The organism is Micrococcus lylae, from assembly GCF_900163825.1.
GTDB classification, from domain to species: domain Bacteria; phylum Actinomycetota; class Actinomycetes; order Actinomycetales; family Micrococcaceae; genus Micrococcus; species Micrococcus lylae.
Genome location: NZ_FUKP01000015.1, coordinates 21,677 through 41,279, shown reverse-complemented (window position 1 = coordinate 41,279; position 19,603 = coordinate 21,677). Strand labels below are relative to the sequence as shown.

Annotated in this window: 16 protein-coding genes, 1 tRNA gene and 1 pseudogene; 7 read left to right on the top strand and 11 right to left on the bottom strand. The window is 70.7% G+C overall.

Going from position 1 to position 19,603, the window contains the following annotated elements:
- Positions 1-880, bottom strand: a pseudogene (locus tag FM125_RS11700) (hypothetical protein); the annotation flags it as partial.
- 400 nt (positions 881-1,280) lie between these two features.
- Complete coding sequence (locus tag FM125_RS02685; RefSeq protein WP_067190853.1) at positions 1,281-1,982, bottom strand: metal-dependent transcriptional regulator; 702 nt, start codon at positions 1,980-1,982, stop codon at positions 1,281-1,283.
- 212 nt (positions 1,983-2,194) lie between these two features.
- On the opposite strand from FM125_RS02685, the gene serC reads away from it, so the two are divergent.
- On the top strand, positions 2,195-3,322 hold the full coding sequence (gene serC / locus FM125_RS02680; RefSeq protein ID WP_087133572.1) for a phosphoserine transaminase: 1,128 nt from the start codon (positions 2,195-2,197) through the stop codon (positions 3,320-3,322).
- Here serC and FM125_RS02675 read toward each other — a convergent pair.
- Together FM125_RS02675 and FM125_RS02670 are read right to left on the bottom strand one after the other, a co-directional pair.
- The gene (locus FM125_RS02675) at positions 3,310-3,957 is read right to left on the bottom strand and encodes a DUF3027 domain-containing protein (RefSeq protein WP_070637997.1); all 648 of its coding nucleotides are present in this window, start codon (positions 3,955-3,957) and stop codon (positions 3,310-3,312) included. The two genes, serC and FM125_RS02675, sit on opposite strands and share 13 nt — an antisense overlap.
- Before the next feature lie 3 nt (positions 3,958-3,960).
- On the bottom strand, positions 3,961-4,344 hold the full coding sequence (locus FM125_RS02670; protein WP_067190855.1) for a cold-shock protein: 384 nt from the start codon (positions 4,342-4,344) through the stop codon (positions 3,961-3,963).
- Positions 4,345-4,573: 229 nt separating this feature from the next.
- On the opposite strand from FM125_RS02670, the gene FM125_RS02665 reads away from it, so the two are divergent.
- The 5 genes from FM125_RS02665 to FM125_RS02645 all read left to right on the top strand — a co-directional run bounded on the left by FM125_RS02665 (position 4,574) and on the right by FM125_RS02645 (position 8,683).
- Positions 4,574-4,837 (top strand): hypothetical protein, encoded by a 264-nt coding sequence (locus FM125_RS02665; RefSeq protein WP_135103348.1) that lies wholly within the window; start codon positions 4,574-4,576, stop codon positions 4,835-4,837.
- 150 nt (positions 4,838-4,987) lie between these two features.
- Positions 4,988-5,695: a response regulator transcription factor gene (locus FM125_RS02660; RefSeq protein WP_087133569.1), complete on the top strand. Its 708-nt coding sequence runs from the start codon at positions 4,988-4,990 to the stop codon at positions 5,693-5,695.
- 5 nt (positions 5,696-5,700) lie between these two features.
- A complete protein-coding gene (locus tag FM125_RS02655; RefSeq protein WP_082739842.1) occupies positions 5,701-7,317 on the top strand; it encodes a sensor histidine kinase in 1,617 nt (538 codons plus the stop codon).
- A 107-nt stretch (positions 7,318-7,424) separates the two neighbouring features.
- Positions 7,425-7,715, top strand: a complete 291-nt coding sequence (locus FM125_RS02650; RefSeq protein WP_067190862.1) for a WXG100 family type VII secretion target — start codon at positions 7,425-7,427, stop codon at positions 7,713-7,715.
- A gap of 35 nt (positions 7,716-7,750) precedes the next feature.
- Positions 7,751-8,683 carry a DUF4031 domain-containing protein gene (locus FM125_RS02645; RefSeq protein WP_087133568.1) on the top strand — a complete coding sequence of 311 codons (933 nt, stop codon included), beginning with the start codon at positions 7,751-7,753 and terminating at the stop codon, positions 8,681-8,683.
- 162 nt (positions 8,684-8,845) lie between these two features.
- On the opposite strand, the gene groL is transcribed toward FM125_RS02645, so the two are convergent.
- The 3 genes from groL to FM125_RS02630 all read right to left on the bottom strand — a co-directional run bounded on the left by groL (position 8,846) and on the right by FM125_RS02630 (position 12,189).
- Entirely contained in the window at positions 8,846-10,480 is a 1,635-nt protein-coding gene (groL, locus tag FM125_RS02640; RefSeq protein WP_067190866.1) for a chaperonin GroEL, read from the bottom strand.
- Positions 10,481-10,791: 311 nt separating this feature from the next.
- On the bottom strand, positions 10,792-11,889 hold the full coding sequence (locus FM125_RS02635; protein ID WP_087133567.1) for a LytR C-terminal domain-containing protein: 1,098 nt from the start codon (positions 11,887-11,889) through the stop codon (positions 10,792-10,794).
- 6 nt (positions 11,890-11,895) lie between these two features.
- Positions 11,896-12,189 carry a DUF3263 domain-containing protein gene (locus tag FM125_RS02630; RefSeq protein WP_245232192.1) on the bottom strand — a complete coding sequence of 98 codons (294 nt, stop codon included), beginning with the start codon at positions 12,187-12,189 and terminating at the stop codon, positions 11,896-11,898.
- A 144-nt stretch (positions 12,190-12,333) separates the two neighbouring features.
- Here FM125_RS02630 and FM125_RS02625 point away from each other — a divergent pair, with 144 nt between their 5' ends.
- Entirely contained in the window at positions 12,334-13,011 is a 678-nt protein-coding gene (locus FM125_RS02625; RefSeq protein ID WP_067190871.1) for a uracil-DNA glycosylase, read from the top strand.
- Positions 13,012-13,113: 102 nt separating this feature from the next.
- On the opposite strand, the gene FM125_RS02620 is transcribed toward FM125_RS02625, so the two are convergent.
- The 4 genes from FM125_RS02620 to FM125_RS02605 form a co-directional block, all read right to left on the bottom strand.
- Positions 13,114-15,015, bottom strand: a complete 1,902-nt coding sequence (locus tag FM125_RS02620; RefSeq protein WP_245829746.1) for a threonine/serine exporter family protein — start codon at positions 15,013-15,015, stop codon at positions 13,114-13,116.
- Between the two features lie 176 nt (positions 15,016-15,191).
- Positions 15,192-15,265, bottom strand: a tRNA-Val gene (locus FM125_RS02615).
- A 172-nt stretch (positions 15,266-15,437) separates the two neighbouring features.
- Entirely contained in the window at positions 15,438-16,910 is a 1,473-nt protein-coding gene (locus FM125_RS02610) for a S8 family peptidase (RefSeq protein WP_087133565.1), read from the bottom strand.
- 468 nt (positions 16,911-17,378) lie between these two features.
- The gene (locus tag FM125_RS02605) at positions 17,379-19,349 is read right to left on the bottom strand and encodes a S8 family serine peptidase (RefSeq protein ID WP_245829744.1); all 1,971 of its coding nucleotides are present in this window, start codon (positions 19,347-19,349) and stop codon (positions 17,379-17,381) included.
- Between the last annotated feature and the right edge of the window lie 254 nt (positions 19,350-19,603).

The following is a 19,603-nucleotide window of genomic DNA, read 5'->3' as shown; positions in this document are numbered from 1 at the left end:
CCTCGGCACGCTCAGCGGCCTCACGCTCGGCAGCCTCCTGGGCAGCCTGACGCTCAGCGGCCTCGGCAGCCTCCTGCGCGGCCTGACGCTCGGCAGCCCCCTGGGCAGCCTCACGCTCAGCGGCCTCGGCAGCCTCCTGGGCAGCCTGACGCTCGGCGGCCTCCTGGGCGGCCTCACGCTCAGCGGCCTCACGCTCAGCGGCCTGGCGCTCGGCGGCCTCCTGAGCAGCCTCGCGCTGGGCGGCCTGCTCAGCACGCTGGGCAGCGGCGCGCTCGGCGGCGGCCTTCTTCGCGGCCTCCTGGGCGGCAACCTTCTCGCGCCAGCGCTGCTCGGCGGCAGCCTGCTTCTCCGCCTCCGCCTTCTCGGCAGCGGCCTTCTCCTGCGCAGCCTTCTCAGCTGCGACCTTCTTCGCGGCAGCCTTCTTGGCGGCAACCTTCTTGGCGGCTGCCCTTTCCTGAGAGGCCTTGTCAGCTGCGGCCTTCTCCTGCGCAGCCTTCTCAGCTGCAGCCTTCTCAGCGGCGGCCTCCTGGGCCGCCTCCTCCTGGGCCGCCTTGTCCTGCGCAGCCTTCTTCGCAGCGGCCTTCTTCTTCGCGGCTGCCTTCTTGGCGGCCTCCGCCTTCTTCTTCTGGAGCTCGGCCTTCTTCTGGGCGGCGGCCTTCTCCGCGGCCTCGGCGTCCACGGAGGACTGACGCTCCACCTGCGCGCTGCGCTCGACCTCGACCTTGGCCTCCTCGGCCATGACGTTGTCCTCGCCCTTGCCGATCTGTCCCTGAGCGACGCCGCCGGCCACCACCAGGCCGCCGGCGAGGACGGCCACGGTCGCCTTGGTTGCAGTGCGGCCGGAACGCTTTGCATTGCGCGAGTGCAGGTTGTCAGTCACGGTGATCCTCTTCCGAGCATGTCCGTGTGCGATCCCTGCGCTCCCTGCAGAGCCTCCGACCATGGCGGTTGCCGTCGAAACGAGTGACTCCCCGCTGTCCACTCGGAGGACGCACACGGTGTGGACACGGGGCGCCCGGACCGACTCCTGCATCCGGGCACCGGCTCAGGCTACACACAAGGTCACAGGAATGTCACGCGTTCATCACGAAACGTCGCATCCCCTTCCGTCGATCAGACATGATCGCCCCTTGTCAGGAGCAATCATGAGAAATACCGACCGATCGGTCCCCCGCGACGCAGACCGTGACCGATCATCACGATCGAGACCGAGTCGCAGCTGGAGCACCCCCGTCCGCGACTCCGGAGTCTCAGGCCCTGCACCGGTGAGCTGCCGCCCTTCAGGCTCCGGTGGCGATCCGCACGTGGGCGGCGGTCTCGCGGCCCAACTCCAAGGCCGGGGCACCCTCCACATCCACGGCCTGCACACGCAGGTACTCCGGATCTGAGGTCTCACTGACCTCCAGCACCACGCCCGGTCGGATGTGGGCCCGGAACAGCTCCTCGAGCAGCTCCGCATCCGCCTGCACCGCCTCGGCAAGACTGGCAACGGTCGCCCGACCCCCCGCGGCGTCCACAAGAGACTTGGAGGACAGCCCCATGCTCGAGCTCCATTCGGCGGCGGACTGACGGTCCGGCCGCGGCGGGATCGGGGTGCCGTACGGGGTGGTGTCGGGGTCGTCGAGGATCTCGAGCAGACGCTGCTCGACCTGGTCGCTCATGACGTGCTCCCAGCGGCAGGCCTCGTCATGGACATAGGCCCAGTCCAAGCCGATGACGTCGGCCAGCAGGCGCTCGGCGAGCCGATGCTTGCGCAACACCGCCACGGCCCGTTCACGACCCTGCTCGGACAGCTGCAGACGCCGGTCCTCGCCGACATGCACGAGCCCGTCGCGCTCCATGCGGCCGACCGTCTGGGACACGGTGGGTCCGGAGTGTTCGAGGCGTTCGACGATGCGGGCGCGCAGCGGCGGGATGCCCTCCTCCTCGAGCTCGAGGATGGTGCGCAGGTACATCTCCGTGGTGTCGATCAGATCGGTCATCCGCCGTCGCCCTTCTCAACTCGTTGCCACCGCGTCCGGACTGCGTCTCGGCGCCGCCCCAGTCTAGCGAGCGCTGCCCGCCTGCGCGTCGTCACGTTCACCACGCCCCCGGCGGGCCGGAGCACAATGGCCTGATGCACGTGCCCCGCGCACCGTGCACTCTCCCCTCCCGGCTCCCCAGGCAAGAGAAGACGAGGTGTCCCGCCGTGGCCATGGATCCGTCCGCCATCACCCTGCCCGCCCACCTGCTCCCCGCCGACGGCCGCTTCGGCGCCGGCCCGTCCAAGGTCCGCGCCGAACAGGTCGAGGCGCTCGTCGCCGCAGGCCCGAAGCTGCTCGGCACCTCGCACCGTCAGGCCCCGGTGAAGAACCTGGTCCGCAGCGTCCGCGAGGGCGTCTCCACCCTGTTCTCCGCGCCGGAGGGCTATGAGGTCGTGCTGGGTGTCGGCGGCTCCACCGCCTTCTGGGACGCGGCGAGCTTCGGCCTGGTCCGGGCGAAGGCCCAGCACCTGAGCTTCGGCGAGTTCGGATCCAAGTTCGCCCGGGCGACGGACAACGCCCCGTTTCTGGAATCCTCAGACATCCGCACCGCGGAGCCGGGCACCCGTCCCGCCCCGGAAGCGGTGGCCGGTGTGGACGTGTACGCGTGGCCGCACAACGAGACCTCCACCGGTGTCTTCGCTCCGGTCGTCCGACCGGAAGGAGCCGACGCGGACTCCCTCGTGGTCGTGGACGCCACCTCCGCCGCGGGCGGACTGACCGTGGACATGGCCGAGGCCGACGTCTACTACTTCGCTCCGCAGAAGAACTTCGCTTCAGACGGCGGCCTGTGGCTGGCTCTGTTCTCTCCGAAGGCCCTGGACCGGGTGCAGGAGATCAAGGGCTCGGGCCGGTGGATCCCGGAGTTCCTGGACCTGTCCATCGCCGTGGACAACTCGGTCAAGGACCAGACCTACAACACCCCGGCACTGGCCACCCTCGTCATGCTGGACGAGCAGCTGAAGTGGATGAACGGCAACGGTGGACTGGAGTTCACCACGTCCCGCACCGCGGAGTCGGCCTCCCGGGTCTACGCGTGGGCCGAAGCCTCGGGCGTCGCAACCCCGTTCGTGCAGAACCCGGACGAGCGCTCGAACGTCATCTGCACCATGGACTTCGACGACGCCGTGGACGCCGCCGCGATCGCCAAGGTGCTGCGCGCCAACGGCGTGGTGGATGTGGAACCGTACCGCAAGCTCGGCCGCAACCAGCTGCGCATCGCAACCTTCGCCGCCATCGAGCCGGACGACGTGTCGGCCCTGCTCGGCTGCATCGACCACGTGGCCGGTCAGCTCACCTGAGTCGGTTCCTCCGCAGCGTCCTCGGCCTCCGATGCCTCGGCGTCGGAGGCCGAATCCGTCTCCGGGGCCGCTTCAGTGCCGGCAGGGGCCTTCCCATCGGCGGGCTTCTCGGCACCGTCGTCCTTCGCGGCCGTCTCCTCGTCGTCGCTCTCGGCTGCGCGGTTCGGGTCGCGCCCCTCGGCGACCGCCTTCATGCGCTCGCGCTCCTCCTCGGAGACGCGGTCTGCGTAGGGCACCCAGGCCGGGGCGACGATCGAGTCCTCGCCGGCTGCCAGGCCGACCTCGCACACGGTGACGAGCTTCGAACGCGGCGCGCGGGCGACGGTGGCATACCACTGCCAGCCACGGTAGCCGGGCAGCTTCGCGTCCCAGCGGTGGGTCATGAGGCGGTCGTCGTCCACGGTGGCGCCGCGATGCTCGCCGATCTGCTCGTCCTCGGCCAGACCGGCCAGGCCGGCCCGTGCGGTGTGGATGGCCTCGGCGAGGACCTCGTCGCGGCGCGGGGCCCTGCGACGGGCCGGCTTCTTCACCGGATTGTCCGCCGCCTTCTGGTGTGCGGCACTCTTCCCGGCGGCCTTCTCCTCGGCCACCTGCCCGTTCTGCGGCACCTCATCTGCCACGGTCTGCTCGGTCACGGCTCAGGCCTCCAGGTCGTCGGCGACGCGGCGCAAGACCTGCGCCATCTTCTCGGCCTGGGCGCGCTGCGGGTACCTGCCGCGGCGCAGACCGTTGGACGTCTGGTCGAGCCACCTGATGAGGTCCTCCATGAGCATCGCCATCTCGTCCGGCTTCGGACGGTGATTGCGCACGGAGGAGGGCCCGGACTCCAGCACGCGCAGCGAGAGCGCCTGCAGGCCGCGGCGGCCCTCGGCGATGCCGAACTCGACGCGGGTGCCCGCGCGCAGCTCCTTCACCCCGGCCGGCAGCGCGGAGGAGGGCACGTGCACCTCCTCGCCGCTGTCCGCCTGTGCGAAGCCGAATCCCTTGGCGGCGTCGTAGAACTTGATGCGTCCGGTGGGCATCGGATCACTTCCCTGCTTCAGTCGTCGTGGCGTCCCACTGCGGCTCCGGCACCGCCGAGTCCTCCGGCGTGCACGGTGGCCGTCGTGCCGGGAGCGGGCGGGGTCCAACACACCGGCGCGGCGAGGCCGCGGCATCGGTGGGACCGTTCCTGCCGGGAAGGCTCCCGTTGACGAGGGGACGTGTCTTCTCTGACGGCTCAGGATACCCGCTCGGCCTACCATGGGCGGCATGTCCTCCACCCCTGCGCAGCACGACTCCACCGCCCGCCCGACCGGCCGCTCCGGCTCGACGCTGCTGACCGGCGTCCTGGTCGTCGGCGTGCTGCTCACCGCGGTCTCCCTGATCGCCCTCGTGTGGCTGCTGGTCGGCTATTTCGCCGGCGCTGTGAGCCATGCCGCCCTGTACGGGCTCTCACTGTTCGGCATGCCTGCCGGCTTCGCCCTGCTTCTGCTCTACGTCATCCTCGCGGCGATCCGCCGCTCCCGCCTCTGACCGGCGATGCCCGACGCCGCCCGGCCCGGCGACCGGGGCGAGCCGCCCCGGGAGCGCAGGCGACCGTCGTCGCAGGCCTCCCACAAATCCCGTGGCAGACCCGCAGGCGACGTGCAGACAACCCCCAGGTTCCGGGGCCACACTGGACGCATGCAGAACAAGAACCCCGAAGCCCGCCTCCTCGTCGTGGACGATGAGTCGAACATCCGCGAGCTGCTCTCAACCTCCCTGCGGTTCGCCGGCTTCGACGTCGTCGCCGCTGAGAACGGGCACGACGCCCTCGCGGCCGCCGAGGAATTCCAGCCGGACCTGGCCGTGCTGGACGTGATGCTCCCGGACGTGGACGGCTTCACCGTCACCCGCCGCCTGCGCGCAGCCGGCCGCCACTTCCCGGTCGTCTTCCTCACCGCCCGCGACGGCACCGAGGACAAGGTCACCGGCCTGACCGTCGGCGGCGACGACTACGTCACCAAGCCCTTCTCCCTCGACGAGGTGGTGGCCCGCATCCGCGCCGTGCTGCGCCGCACCGCTCCCGCCGAGGACGACGCCGCCGTGCTGCGTGTGGACGACCTCGAACTGGATGACGACGCGCACGAGGTCCGCCGCGGCGGCGACGTGGTGGACCTGTCCCCCACCGAGTTCAAGCTGCTGCGCTACCTGATGATGAACCCCAACCGCGTGCTCTCGAAGGCCCAGATCCTCGACCACGTCTGGGAGTACGACTTCAACGGCGATGCCTCGATCGTCGAGTCCTACATCTCCTACCTGCGCCGCAAGATCGACGTCGGCGACCGCGAGCGCATGATCCACACCAAGCGCGGTGTGGGCTACATGCTGCGCACCGCGGACAAGCGCTGAGGCGCATGACCGGCCTCAGCGCCGCGAGAGGCCCCGGGATCCGCCCGTGGGCCTCGTTGCGCTACACGTGGAAGAACTCCTCGCTGCGCAGCAAGCTCATCGTGCTCATCACCGCACTGATGCTGCTCACGGTGGCCCTCACCGCGCTGTTCACGGCCACGCTCTTCCGCAACGAGCTCGTCCGCCAGCTGGACGAGGACCTGCAGTCCAACCGTGACAACGTCTCCATCTACCTGACGTCGGTGGGCCAGTCCGGCGGCTACTACACGCCGCCGCACTCGATCCTGCGCTTCTACGGCGAGCTCTGGGACAACGAGGGCAACCAGCTGGTCAGCACCCCGGTGGCCGCGGACATGGACGGCCCCCGCCTGGACGCCCTCACCGAGCAGCAGGTCACCCAGCGCGGCTCGGAGGCGTTCGAGGTCCCCGGCAGCACCGAGAACTCCGACGGCTGGCGCGTCCGCCTGTACCGCCTCCGCAGCGGTGAGGGCACCGTGGCGGTCGCCCTGCCCCTGCGCACCGTGACCTCCTCCGTGGAGCGCGTGACCACGCTCGTGGTGACGATCGGCCTGATCTCCACCGCCGGCGCGGTGATCCTCGCGAACATGGGGGTGCGCCGCGCCTTCCGTCCGCTCAACCGCGTGGAGCGGACTGCCTCCATGATCGCCGCAGGCGACCTCTCACAGCGTGTGGAGAACGCGCCCCCGGACACCGAGGTCGGCCGCCTCTCCCGTTCGCTCAACGCGATGCTCGCGCACATCGAGTCCGCGTTCCGGGACAAGGAGCAGTCCGAGTCCACCATGCGCCGGTTCGTGCAGGACGCCTCCCACGAGCTGCGCACCCCGCTGGTCACCATCCGTGGCTTCTCCGAGCTCTACCGGCACGGCGGCATCACGAAGGAGGAGGACGTGGCCGCGGCCATGGGCCGCATCGAGTCCGAGGCCACCCGCATGCACCAGCTGGTGGAGGACCTGCTGACACTGGCCCGGCTGGACGAGCAGCGCGCCCTGGAGTCGCAGCCGCTGGACCTGCAGATGCTCGCCATGGACGCTGTGCTGGATGCGAAGGTCAACGCCCCGGACCGCGAGGTCACCATGGTGGGCCTGGACGGGGGCCGCGCCACCTCCGCCACCGTGTACGGCGACGAGGGCCGCATCCGCCAGGTCGTCGTGAACCTGATGACCAACGCGCTGCGCTACACGCCGGTCGGCACGCCGATCGAGATCGCCGTGGGCACCGTGGACGTGCTGCCCGGCTCCACCGACGCCTCGGGACACCAGGTCAAGGGTGCCCGCGACTCGGTCATCGAGATCCGGGACCACGGCCACGGCATCTCCGAGGAGGAGGCGAACCGCATCTTCGAGCGCTTCTACCGTGCGGACAGCTCCCGCCACCGCGAGACCGGCGGCACGGGCCTGGGACTGGCGATCGTCGCCGCGATCGTCGCGCAGCACGACGGCTCTGTGCGACTGCGTGAGACCGAGGGCGGCGGCGCCACCTTCTCGGTGCACCTTCCCTGGTCCTACGTGGAAGACGCCTTCGACGACGAGGACGACGACTTCGAGCCGGACGAGGAGCTCGAGCAGGACGACCCCTCCTCCACAGGCGACCGAAACGCCTGATCCGTCCACAGCAGCAGGACCCGGCCGAGCGCCCGGGTCCCTCCTTCTGTCAGCGTGGTGGTCACGGCGGCACCCCGCCGCCGGAGACGAGACGCAAGGAGACTGTCATGACCGTCGTCCAGATCGACATCGAGGACCTGTTCGCCAAGAGCGCCGCCGTGGAGGGCTCGATCGGCCGGCTGCAGGCCGAGGTCAACGCCATGGAGGCCAACCTCCGCCAGCTGCAGGACACCTGGCGCGGCCAGGCGTCCACGAACTTCCAGACCGTGCTCACCGAGTGGCGCGGCACCCAGGCCCGCGTGGAGGAGGCCCTGGCCGGCATCCGCCGTGCCATGGACCAGGCCGGTGCCCAGTACTCCGAGGCAGAGCAGGCGAACGCCGCGATGTTCCGCTTCTGAGCAGACGGCCGACGGGCGGGTCTAAGGTGGCCTCCATGGCCGTCTACATCGACCCGCCCGTCTGGCCCGCGCATGGGACGGTGTTCTCCCACCTGGTCTCGGACGCCAGCCTCGAGGAGCTGCACGCCTTCGCCGAGGCCACAGGGATCACCCGACGGGCGTTCGACCTGGACCACTACGACGTGCCTGCCCACCGCTACGACGAGCTGATCGCCGCGGGCGCCGTGCCGGTCAGTGGACGGGACCTGACCCGGCGGCTGACCCGCTCCGGCCTGCGGGTGCCCTCGCGGCGCCGGCCGAAGCGTCGGGATCCCATGCTCCTGCGGCGCTGGGAGAACCTCTTCGCCGCCGGGCCGGCCGCCGACCCCGCCGCGGTCGGAGAGCTCGGCCGAGACCTGCTGGCCCGGTGGAGCCAGCCGCACCGCCACTACCACGCTCCGGACCACCTGTTGGCGGTCCTCGAGGCCGTGGACCGGCTGCGCACGGACGGCGAGGAGCTCGGTCCGCACCCCCGTGCCGTACCGCTGGCGGCGTGGTTCCATGACGCCGTCTACGACGCCGACCCGTCCCGCCCCGCCGGTCAGGACGAGGAGGATTCCGCCCGTCTGGCCGAGGACCTGCTCTCCGCACCGCCGCTGGCCGTGCCGGACGCGGAGATCGCCGAGACCGCCCGCCTGGTGCGGCTCACAGCCCGCCACCGGCCGGACGAAGAGGACTCCGCAGGTGCCGCACTCTCGGACGCGGACCTCGAGGTCCTGGGCCGCGACCCGGAGTCCTATGACGCCTACGTGGCCCTCGTCCGAAAGGACTTCGCCCACGTGGCCGAGCCCGACTGGCGCCGCGGACGCTCTGCTGTCCTGGACGACCTGCTGGCGACGGAACGGCTGTACACGACGGCGAGCGGCCGTCGTCGTTGGGAGCAGGCAGCACGGGCCAACCTGACCCGGGAGCGCGACCTGCTGCGCTGAGGCACCGCTCCTGCCGCTTCGCCGCCCCGGCTGGGAAGCCGCCCACCTGGCTGAGCGGCAATGTCTCCAGACATGCGGCGAGGCCCGGCCCCCTGTGAGGGGGCCGGGCCTCGCCTGCGTCGGTCGACCCGGCTGCGGGCCGGGTCAGGCGTCAGCAGGCGGTCACATCATGCCGCCCATGCCGCCCATCGGGTCCATGCCCGCGTCGGCGCCCGGGGCGGCCTTCTCCGGCTTGTCGGCCACGACGGCCTCGGTGGTGAGGAACAGGCCGGCGATGGAGGCGGCGTTCTGCAGGGCAGAGCGGGTCACCTTCACCGGGTCGTTGATGCCTGCGGCCAGCAGGTCCTCGTACTCGCCGGTGGCGGCGTTGAGGCCGTTGCCCTCCGGGAGGTCCTTGACCTTGTCCGCCACAACGCCCGGCTCCAGGCCGGCGTTGAGGGCGATCTGCTTCAGCGGGGCCTCGATGGCGACCTTCACGATGTTCGCGCCGGTGGCCTCGTCGTCCTCGAGCTGCAGGCCGTCGAAGGCCTTGGCGCCGGCCTGGATCAGGGCCACGCCGCCGCCGGCGACGATGCCCTCATCCACGGCCGCCTTGGCGTTGCGGACGGCGTCCTCGATGCGGTGCTTGCGCTCCTTGAGCTCCACCTCGGTGGCGGCACCGGCCTTGATGACGGCCACGCCGCCGGCCAGCTTCGCGAGGCGCTCCTGCAGCTTCTCACGGTCGTAGTCCGAGTCGGTGTTCTCGATCTCGGAGCGGATCTGGGAGACGCGGCCGGCGATCTGGTCGGCGTCGCCGGCACCCTCGACGATGGTGGTCTCGTCCTTGGTGACGACGACCTTGCGGGCCTGGCCCAGCATGTCCAGGGTCGCGGTCTCCAGGGACAGGCCGACCTCGGAGGAGATGACCTGGCCGCCGGTGAGGATCGCGATGTCGGCCAGCATGGCCTTGCGGCGGTCGCCGAAGCCCGGGGCCTTCACGGCGACGGACTTGAAGGTGCCGCGGATCTTGTTGACCACGAGGGTGGCCAGGGCCTCGCCCTCGACGTCCTCGGCGATGATCAGCAGCGGCTTGCCGGACTGCATGACCTTCTCCAGGACGGACACCATGTCCTTCACGGTGGAGATCTTGGAGTTGACGATCAGGATGTACGGGTCCTCGAGGACGGTCTCCTGGCGGTCCGCGTCGGTGACGAAGTAGCCGGAGATGTAGCCCTTGTCGAAGCGCATGCCCTCGGTGAGTTCGAGCTCGAGGCCGAAGGTGTTGGACTCCTCGACGGTGATGACGCCCTCCTTGCCGACCTTGTCCAGGGCCTCGGCGATGAGGGAGCCGATCTGCTCGTCGGCGGCGGAGATCGACGCGGTGGCGGCGATCTGCTCCTTGGTCTCGATCTCGCGGGCGGCGCCCAGGAGCTCGGAGGTGACGGCCTCGACGGCCTTCTCGATGCCCCGCTTCAGGGCCATCGGGTCGGCACCGGCGGCCACGTTGCGCAGGCCCTCACGGACCAGGGCCTGGGCCAGCACGGTGGCGGTGGTGGTGCCGTCGCCGGCCACGTCGTCGGTCTTCTTGGCGACCTCCTTGACGAGCTCGGCACCGATCTTCTCGTATGCGTCCTCGAGCTCGATCTCCTTGGCGATGGAGACGCCGTCGTTGGTGATGGTGGGCGCGCCCCACTTCTTCTCCAGCACGACGTTGCGGCCGCGGGGGCCCAGGGTCACCTTCACGGCGTCGGCCAGGGTGTTCAGCCCCTTCTCCAGGCCGCGGCGTGCCTCTTCGTCAAATGCGATGGTCTTGGCCATGTCTGCATGTCCTTTCTGGACGGCTGCGTTCTCAGCGGTCGGTGACCTGTGCAGTGCCCGCGACGGACGGCGTCCCACCGGGAGCGCCTCACCGCTGTCAGGTCCTGCTCCGCATGCGCCCTGGTCTGCCGCGGGACGCGGCTGGCAGTCGGCACACCGGAGTGCTAAAGCCATTATGAGCACTCTCGCTCGGTGAGTGCAAAAGGTCCGCTGACGGCGCAACAGCGCCCCGCCTGCCCGCCGGAGAGCGGGTGGACGGGGCGCCGGAGGCGATCCGCGCCGGCCGGGCCGGCACAGGGATCAGGCGTCGGTCACTTGAACATGACTGCCGCGACGCCGTTCAGCTTCAGGTTGGGGGTCTGGTACGCCGGGATGCCCAGCTCCTTGGCGACCGCCTCGGCGGTGCCCTTGAACGAGGACTGGTTGTACAGCACCGCGGAGCTGCTCAGGCCGTAGCCGTTCCAGTTCTCCGCCGTCACGTTGGTGAAGCCGGCCTTCTCCAGCCGGTCGGCGTAGCCGGCGGCGAGCTTGTTGACGCGAGTGGCGTTGTAGACGACCACGCGGTTCTTTTTGACCGACGCCTCCGCCTTCTTGGATGCCTCCGCCTTCTTGGATGCCTCAGCCTTCTTCGACGCCTCGGCCTTCTTCGACGCCTCGGCCTTCTTGGACGCCTCAGCCTTCTTCGACGCCTCAGCCTTCTTCGACGCCTCAGCCTTCTTCGACGCCTCGGCCTTCTTCGATGCCTCGGCCTCGCGGGCCTCCGCGGCCTTGCGGGACTCCTCTGCGGCACGCGAGGCGGCGGCGCGGGACTCGTCGGCCTGCTTCGACGCCTCCGCCTTACGGGACTCCTCAGCGGCAGCGGCGGCAGCCTCGCGGGACTCCTCGGCCTTCTTCGACTCCTCCGCCTTGCGGGACTCCTCCGCCTGCTTCGATTCCTCGGCCTTCTTCGATTCCTCAGCCTGCTTGGATTCTTCGGCGGCCTTGCGGGACTCCTCGGCCTGCTTCGACTCCTCGGCCCGCTTCGACGCCTCCGCCTTGCGGGACTCCTCTGCCTTCGTGGACGCCTCCGCCTTCTTCGACTCTTCAGCGTCCTCGGACTTCGTCGCCTCCTCCGTCTCGGAGGCGGCCGTGCCCTCGCGCTCGTCGTCACCAGAGGCGGAGGCGGCATCGTCGGACGCAGTGGCGGTCACGGACGCGGTGGCGTCGGCGGTGGTGGAGTCGTCCCCGCGCTGGAGGAACGGAAGGGCAACGCCCACGAACAGGCCCACCAAGATGGCGGCCACGGCGATGAGCAGAAACGGACGGACGCCGGCACCGGCGGCCGCCGCCCCCTCGAAGTGGTCGCGGTGAGCGCCGCGCTGGTCCGTGTACTCGGGGACGTCGTCGAAGCGATCAGGCGTGTAGGCCATCGTGAATCAGGTCTCCTGGGCGACAGTGGGGGAAGTAGAGGCGGCCGGTCGGGCAGGTCGTCCGGCACGTCGACGGGTCCCTCGCCTGCGGCGAAGCCGCTGAACGAGGAGGGGCCTGCAGGCGAGCGCGGCCTCCCGATCAAGCAGGCCGTTCAACATCTGATAGTAGGCGGTGGGGGTCAGTCCCAATCGTTCGCGGATGGCCTGGTCCTTGGCCCCCGGGTACCGCCAGCGCAGGTCCTCGAGTTCGAGCACCTCCCGCTCCAGCGGGGTGAGCTCGTCTCGTGGGGTCGTCGGCATGTCCCACATGGTACGTTCCCCCGCCCCCACCTCGGCGGACGTGTCACCGTGGCGCGGCACACGTACCGGAAGCCCGTCGCGCCCGCGGACTGCCGGACGGCCTGCCGCAGGCGAGCGCAGAGCGTGTCCGGATAGCCTGGCGGGATGGACCTCATCGCGCCGCTGGAGCCGGGCTGGGCCCGGGTGTTCGCCGACCACGACGCCGCCTTCGCCGCCGTCGCCGAACAGCTGCGCGCCCGCCGCGCCGCCGGCGAGCAGATCCTGCCGGCCCCGGAGAACGTGCTGCGGGCCTTCCGTCAGCGGTTCGACGACGTCCGCGTGCTCGTGCTCGGCCAGGACCCCTACCCCACGCCGGGGCATCCGATCGGCATGAGCTTCGCCGTCGCCCCGGATGTCCGGCCGCTCCCCCGCTCCCTGGTCAACATCTACCGCGAGCTCGCCGACGACCTCGGCGTCACCCCACCCGAGCACGGCGACCTCACCGCGTGGACCGAGCGCGGAGTGCTCATGCTGAACCGCTGCCTCACCGTGGCTGCCGGCTCCCCGGGTTCGCACCGCGGCATCGGCTGGGAGCAGATCACGCAGACCGCGGTGAAGTCCCTCGCCGAGCGTGACGCTCCGCTGGTCGCCCTGCTCTGGGGCGCCGACGCCCGCCGGCTCGCCGCGCCGCTGCGTGCACACGGGGTGGGCGTCGTCGAGTCCCCGCACCCGTCTCCCCTGAGCGCCCACCGCGGGTTCTTCGGCTCGCGGCCGTTCAGCCGGGCCAATGCGTGGCTGACGGAGCACGGTGCGCAGCCGGTGGACTGGAGCCTGCCCGCCTGAGGCGGGCGTCCGTCGTCGTCCCCTGTCCGCCCCGACGACGGCACGCGCCGCCGCCTTCAGGCGCACCCGACCCGACGGCCGGGTCCGGGCGGCGGCCTCCGGTCAGCGGACGTGGCCGACGCCGGTGGCCGGCCGCGACCCCACGAAGATCCGGTCTGTCAGCGGCCGGGCGAGGATGTCGCCGAAGACCACGCCGCCGGCGATCGCGGCCACCACAACGGTCGCGTTGAAGATGCCGGCCACGCCGAGCAGGGTGGAGCCGGACTCCACCGTGAATTCGTAGAGAGCACGGAAGATCGCCAGACCGGGCAGCAGGAAGAGCATGCTGGGCAGCACCACCACGATCTGCGGGAAGCCCAGACGCAGGGCCGCGATGCGGCCCAGAAAGCCCACCGCCATGGCGGCGATCGCCGGGGTCAGGCGCGGGCCCGTGCCGATGCCGTCGAACAGCAGCCAGACGCCGTAGGCGGCGGAGGCCACCAGGCCAGAGGCGATCAGTGCCTTCCATGTGGCCTGCTCGACGATCGAGTCGGACATCGCAGCGCAGGCCACGAGCAGCATCAGGATGATGGCCGGCAGCTCCGATCCCGTCGGCGCCTCGGCCAGGTCCAACGTCGGCAGGCCTGCGATCTCCGAGCCGATGACGCCGATCATGATGCCGCCCATCAGGCCCATGTAGCCCAGCAGCGCGGAGGTCAGGCGGCCTGCCGCGGTGAGGGGGAAGCCGTTGATGGCGTCCTGCACGGCGGCCACGAAGCGGGAGGACGGCAGCAGGATCATGATGCCGCCGGCGATCACCAGGGACGGGTCGATGCCCACATTCACCGCGTGCAGCGTCAGCGCGATCGTGGTGGCGAGGAAGCTGCCGAGCATGGTGCTGAAGATCTCCGGGAGCCCGCGCTTCTCCACCTTGATCTTCAGCCAGAACACGATCCATGTGGACACCATGCCCACCAGTGCCCCTCGCCACGTGCCGCCGATGAACGGCACGAACAGGCCGCAGAAGACGCCGGCCATGATGACCTCGGACCAGGCCGGGAACGGTTTGGGCGTGCGCCGGATCTCCACGAGGCGGCGCTGCGCCTCGGCACGGGTCGTCTCCCCGTCGGCGATCTCCTCCACGAGTCGGTGGAGCAGGCCGAGGCCGGCGAAGTTCGTGGACCAGGAGCGCACCACGCGCTGCAGCGTGTACGGCACCTCTCCCCGTGAGGAGTCCGGGGCGTAGTTCAGGGAGATCGCCTGGTTCGTCAGGTCGATCTCGATCTCGTGGATGCCGAAGGCCTGGGTGACCACGATGATCGAGGACTCCACGTCCATGGAGCTCGCCCCGAAGCTGAACATCGTCTCACCGAGCTTGAGGGCGAAGTCCAGGGTGGTGCGGGCGTCCACGGCCGCGTCCTGATCGGCCTTGCGGGCGCTGAGCCGGGAGCGCATACGGCGGCCGTAGGCGGAGCTGCCGAGGCGCTCCACAAGGGCGATCGCCTGGGTGGGCATGTGCTCGCCGTAGACGACCCGGTCTGGATTCGGGTCCGCCGCGGGCTTGGGAGAACGGCGCAGCCGCGGACGGGGCAGGCGGCGGCCCCGCGACCGCTCTCCCGGAACCGCGAACGGGGCGTCGGCGAAGCCGGACTCCTCGAGCTGGGGTTCGTGCAGGGCCGCGTCGGCGAACGCTTCGAGGGCGTTGGCGTCCGGGTCGGGGACGGCCTGCGGGGCAGGGACGCGGCCGTCGCCGTCGGCAGGGGCCAGCACGGAGGTGGTCACCGGCTCGGACAACGGCGGCTGGGTGAGGGGCGAGTCCGCCACCGGCTCGGTGGACATCTCCACCATGCCGGTGCCCGCGTCCGTCTCCACGGGGTCGAGGGCGGCGTCCGGGACGGCCGGGACCGGGGACGTGACGGGGTCGGAATCGGCGTGGGCGGACCGGATGACGGGGATGGCCGAGACCTCGACGGGCGCCTCCGGGATGCGCGGGTCGAAGGACTCCTGCTGGGGATCCTGTGACACCGTGACCTCCTGCCTCTGCTGGGCTCCGCTGACGCGGTCCAGTACACCATGTGCGCCGGGCACGTGGCGCGGTCCGGTCTGGGCCGGGCCCGGCACGGCCGTCGCCCTGGGCGCCTCCACGGAAGGCACCTCCACGAAAAAAGCGAGACCCTCCATGACGGAGGGCCTCGCGGCGGTGGATCTTACTGGACTCGAACCAGCGACCTCTCGCGTGTGAAGCGAACGCTCTAACCAACTGAGCTAAAGATCCATGGTCTGACTCCCCCACAGCGGGCGGAGCAACTCGCTGAAATATACACGATGTCCCGGCGGTCGTCCAAACCGTCGACCGGGCCCTGCCCCGGGCACGGAGCGGGGCGGAGACCGTCAGGTCCCCGCCCCGCCCCTCACGCCGAGGGGAATCGGTGTGTCAGGTCAGCGGATCACTCAGGGCGGCCGCCGACGTCCGAGCCGCCCAGTGCCGCGGCAGCGTCCACGAGGCCGGCACCGCAGCCCTCGGCGCAGGTGCCGGGCATGGTGCGGGCGGTGTCCTTCAGCTGCTGCTCGACGGCGGCCGGGTCGGCAGTGCCGTTGGCGACCAGCAGGGCGGCCACACCGGCCACGTGCGGGGCGGCCATCGAGGTGCCCTGGTAGGCGGCGTAGTCCGCGCCGGCCGGGGTGGTGGTGCCGGAGTCCACGGTGGAGATGATCTCCGCGCCCGGGGCGGTCACGTCCACGGCGTCGCCGTAGTTCGAGAAGGAGGCCTTGGAGCCCTGCTCGTCGGAGGCGGCCACGGTGACCACGTTGTCACAGTTGGCCGGGCGGGAGTTGGCGGCCGGCTGGGACTCGTTGCCTGCGGCGACCACGACGGTGGTGCCGTTGGCCACGGCCTGGTCGATGGCGCTCTGGTAGGCGGTGCCGCACATGCCGGAGCCTCCCAGGGACATGTTGATCACATCGGCCGGCTCGGGGTTGTCCGGGACGCCCGGCACGGAGCCGCCCGAGGCCCAGACGATCGCGTCGGCGATGTCAGACAGGGAGCCGCCGCACTTGCCGAGCACACGGACCGGCTGGATGGTGGTGTCCGGGGCCACGCCCACCACGCCTTCGGTGTCCGCGACCGCACCGATGGTGCCGGCCACGTGGGTGCCGTGCCAGGAGGAGCCGGACTCCATCATGGCGTTGCACTCGCCGTACTCGATCCAGTCACCCTCATCGCTCGGGTCCGCGTCACGGCCGTCGCCGTCACGGGCGGAGTCCGCGTCCGAGATGAAGTCATAGCCGCCGGAGACGTTGGCGTTCAGGTCCGGGTGGTCCACGATGCCGGTGTCCAGCACGGCGACGGTGGAGCCCTCGCCGGTGCCGGCGTCCCAGGCGCCCTCGACGTTCATGCCGTTCTCCCCGTGGAAGCCCCACTGCTCCGAGTACAGGGCATCGGACGGGGTGGATGCGGCGACGGTCATGATGGCGTCCGGCTCGACGGACTCGACCGACGGATCCGCGGCCAGCTGGAGCATGAAGGCCTTCGAGGCGGCCTGGTCCAGCTTCTTGTCCGCCTGCACGACGTGGGAGCCGGAGGCGGTGGCGCGCAGCTCCTTGACGGAGACTCCGGCGGCCTTGGCGGCCTTGCCCCAGGCGTTCGCGCGGCCCTGGGAGGTGGTCGCGGCCTGCGCACCCTCCTTGTAGGTCACGATGAACTTGTCGTAACCGTCCGCGTTCGGGTCCTTGGCGGCCATGCCCTGGGCCACGAGGTCGGCAACCGGGGTGGCGATGGTCGGGGCCTTCTCGGCCGGGGCCGCGGTCTGGTCGGCGAGGGCCGGGGCGGCGGCGAACGCGCTGCCTCCCAGCGCTGCGGCGGCGAGCAGGGCGCCGGCGCGGCGGGCGGTCTTGCGGGTGTTGTCTCGGTGGGCAGCCATCGGGCTTCTCCTCTGACAGGTGATCGGTGATCTGGTTGCTTCCGTCCGTCGCGGCCTGAACTCCCCTGGGGGAGCTCCCCTCGCCGCGACGTCCGGCGATGCCCTCACGCTAGGCAGGTGAGCCAGGTCACTTTCAATCCGTGGGCGCACATCCGGCACCTTGGTGCCGGATCCCGGCACGGTCGTCGACGTCCGGCGGCACCGACGGTCAGCACCCTGGTCCCGTCGGCCGGGACGGTCCGCCTGCACGCCGGTACACCGTGACCGGCACCGTGGTGCCGGAGGGGGCACCCACGACGACGGCCGCGCACCCCCGCGGGGTGGGCGGCCGTCGTCGGGCACTAGGGGTACTTGACATCAGGCGCCGGCACAGACGACCCCGGCCCGGGGAGCGGGCGCTCCCCGGGCCGGGCCGTCGGGTCAGTGCAGGCCGGCGGGACCTGCGGCGTCACCGACGCGTCAGCAGACTCAGCGGGCGGTCAGCGAGACGTCGTCCAGACGGAAGACGGTCGCGGAGTACGCATCCTCCTCGCCACGGAAGAACACGGTCACGTCCTTGCCCGCGAAGCGGGACAGGTCCACGGTGTGGGTCGCGTACCCGCGGCCCTGCTCCATGTTGGAGTGCGTCTTCAGCGTGTAGGAGGCGATGCCGTCGTTGACCATCACGCTCATGCGGTCATAGACGGCGGAGGTTCCCTCGTTCGAGTCCACGCGCAGGGCGTAGGACAGGGTCGAGGTCTTGCCGGCCGGCAGGGACACCCGCTGCTCGATGGTGGCGGTGTTGCGGTAGCCCAGTCCGTTCATGGCGGCGTGGTAGTTGCCGGAGTGGGAGCCCGCCGCGGAGTACACCGGGGTGGAGTTGCCGGTGCCGAGCCACCCGGTGGCGCCCTGCTCGAAGCCGCCGTTGGTCAGCAGTTCCCCGCCGATCGGGTCCGGGTCCGGCTCCGGGTCCGGCTCCGGAGCAGGGTCCGAGCCGCCGCCCAGAGAGGCGAGGGTCTTGGCGGCATCCACCAGGCCTGCGCCGCAGCCGCCGGAGCAGGATCCCGGCATGGAACGGGCGTTGTCCTTCAGCGCCGACTCGACGGCGGCCGGGGTGAGGGAGCCGTCCTTGGCCAGCATCAGCGCTACCGCGCCGGCCACGTGCGGGGTGGCCATGGAGGTGCCGTTGTAGGCGGCGTAGGTCGAGGAGCTCGGGGTGGTCTTGCCGGCGTTCACGGTGGAGATGATGTCCGTGCCGGGGGCCGTCACGTCCACAGGGGATCCGTAGTTGGAGAACGAGGAACGGTTGCCGCTGGAGTCCGAGGCGGCCACGGTGATGACGTTGTCGCAGTTGGCCGGGGTGGCCCCGGAGGCGTCCCTGTTGTCGTTGCCGGCGGCGACCACGACCGGGACGCCGCGGGACACGGCCGAGTCGATCGCGTTCTGATAGGTCGCGCTGCAGGCACCGGAGCCGCCGAGGGACATGTTGATGACGTCCACCGGGGTCTGGTTGTCCGGGACTCCGGGCACGGATCCGCCCGAAGCCCAGACGATCGCATCGGCGATGTCGGACAGCGAGCCGCCGCACTTGCCGAGCACGCGGGCGTGCTGCAGCTTCACATCCGGAGCCACACCCACGACTCCCTCGGTGTTCGCCACGGCGCCGACGGTGCCGGCCACGTGGCTGCCGTGCCAGGAGGAGTCGGACGCGTAGGGCGAGTTGCACTCGCCGGCGACGGACCAGTCGCCCTCGTCGGTCGGGTCCGCGTCACGGCCGTCGCCGTCACGGGCGTTCCCCGGGTCGGAGATGAAGTCGTAGCCCGGGACGGTGTTCGCGTCCAGGTCGGGGTGGCTGGTCTGGCCGGTGTCGATGATGCCGACCGTGACGCCGGAGCCGGTGGAGTGGTCCCAGGCGCCGGGGACGCGCATGCCGTTGGCGCCGTGGAACCCCCACTGCTGGTTATAGAGGGCGTCCTTCGGGTCAAGGGCCGCGGTGAAGATGACGTCCGGCTCGACCGACTCGACGGCCGGATCGGCCTTGAGCGTCTCCATGAACTCCGCGGACTCGGCCTGGGACAGCTTCTTGTCCGCCTTGATCACACGGGAGCCCACGGCGGTGGCGCGCAGCTCCTTCACGGAGACGCCGGCCTGCTTCGCGGCCTTGCCCCAGGCATGGGCACGGCCCTGTGCGGTGGCGGCCGCAGAGGCGGTCTCCTTGTAGGTGACGATGAACTTGTCATAGCCGTCCGCGTTCGGATCCGGGACCTCCATGCCCCGGGCCGCCAGGTCAGCGACGGGGGTCGCCAGGATCGGGGCCTTCTCGGCGGGGGCCGGGACCTCGGTGGCGGTGGCGGCCGGAGTGGCCGCGAGGGCGGAGCCGGCGACGACGGCGGCTGCCAGAGCGGCGCCGAGACGGCGGGTCGGGCGGTCTTCGGCGGTGGTCATGGTCGTCTTCACCATGATGGTTCTCCTGATGGAAGAGGTGATGATGGCACACCGCCGCAACCCTTGCGTCCCCCCCGGTCCGGTGGTGATGTGGATAACAGTAGGCGCCGCTGACCAGGCCGGAAAGCAGGGCAGGGCGTTCCTGGACGATCGTCGAGAAACGTCGTCCCATGGTGCCTGTCGATGGCACGATCGGACAGGCGGCGGCACCTTCGGACAGATCGCTGCACCTACGTCCATATCAGCCCGGCGGTTCCGAAAGTCGGACA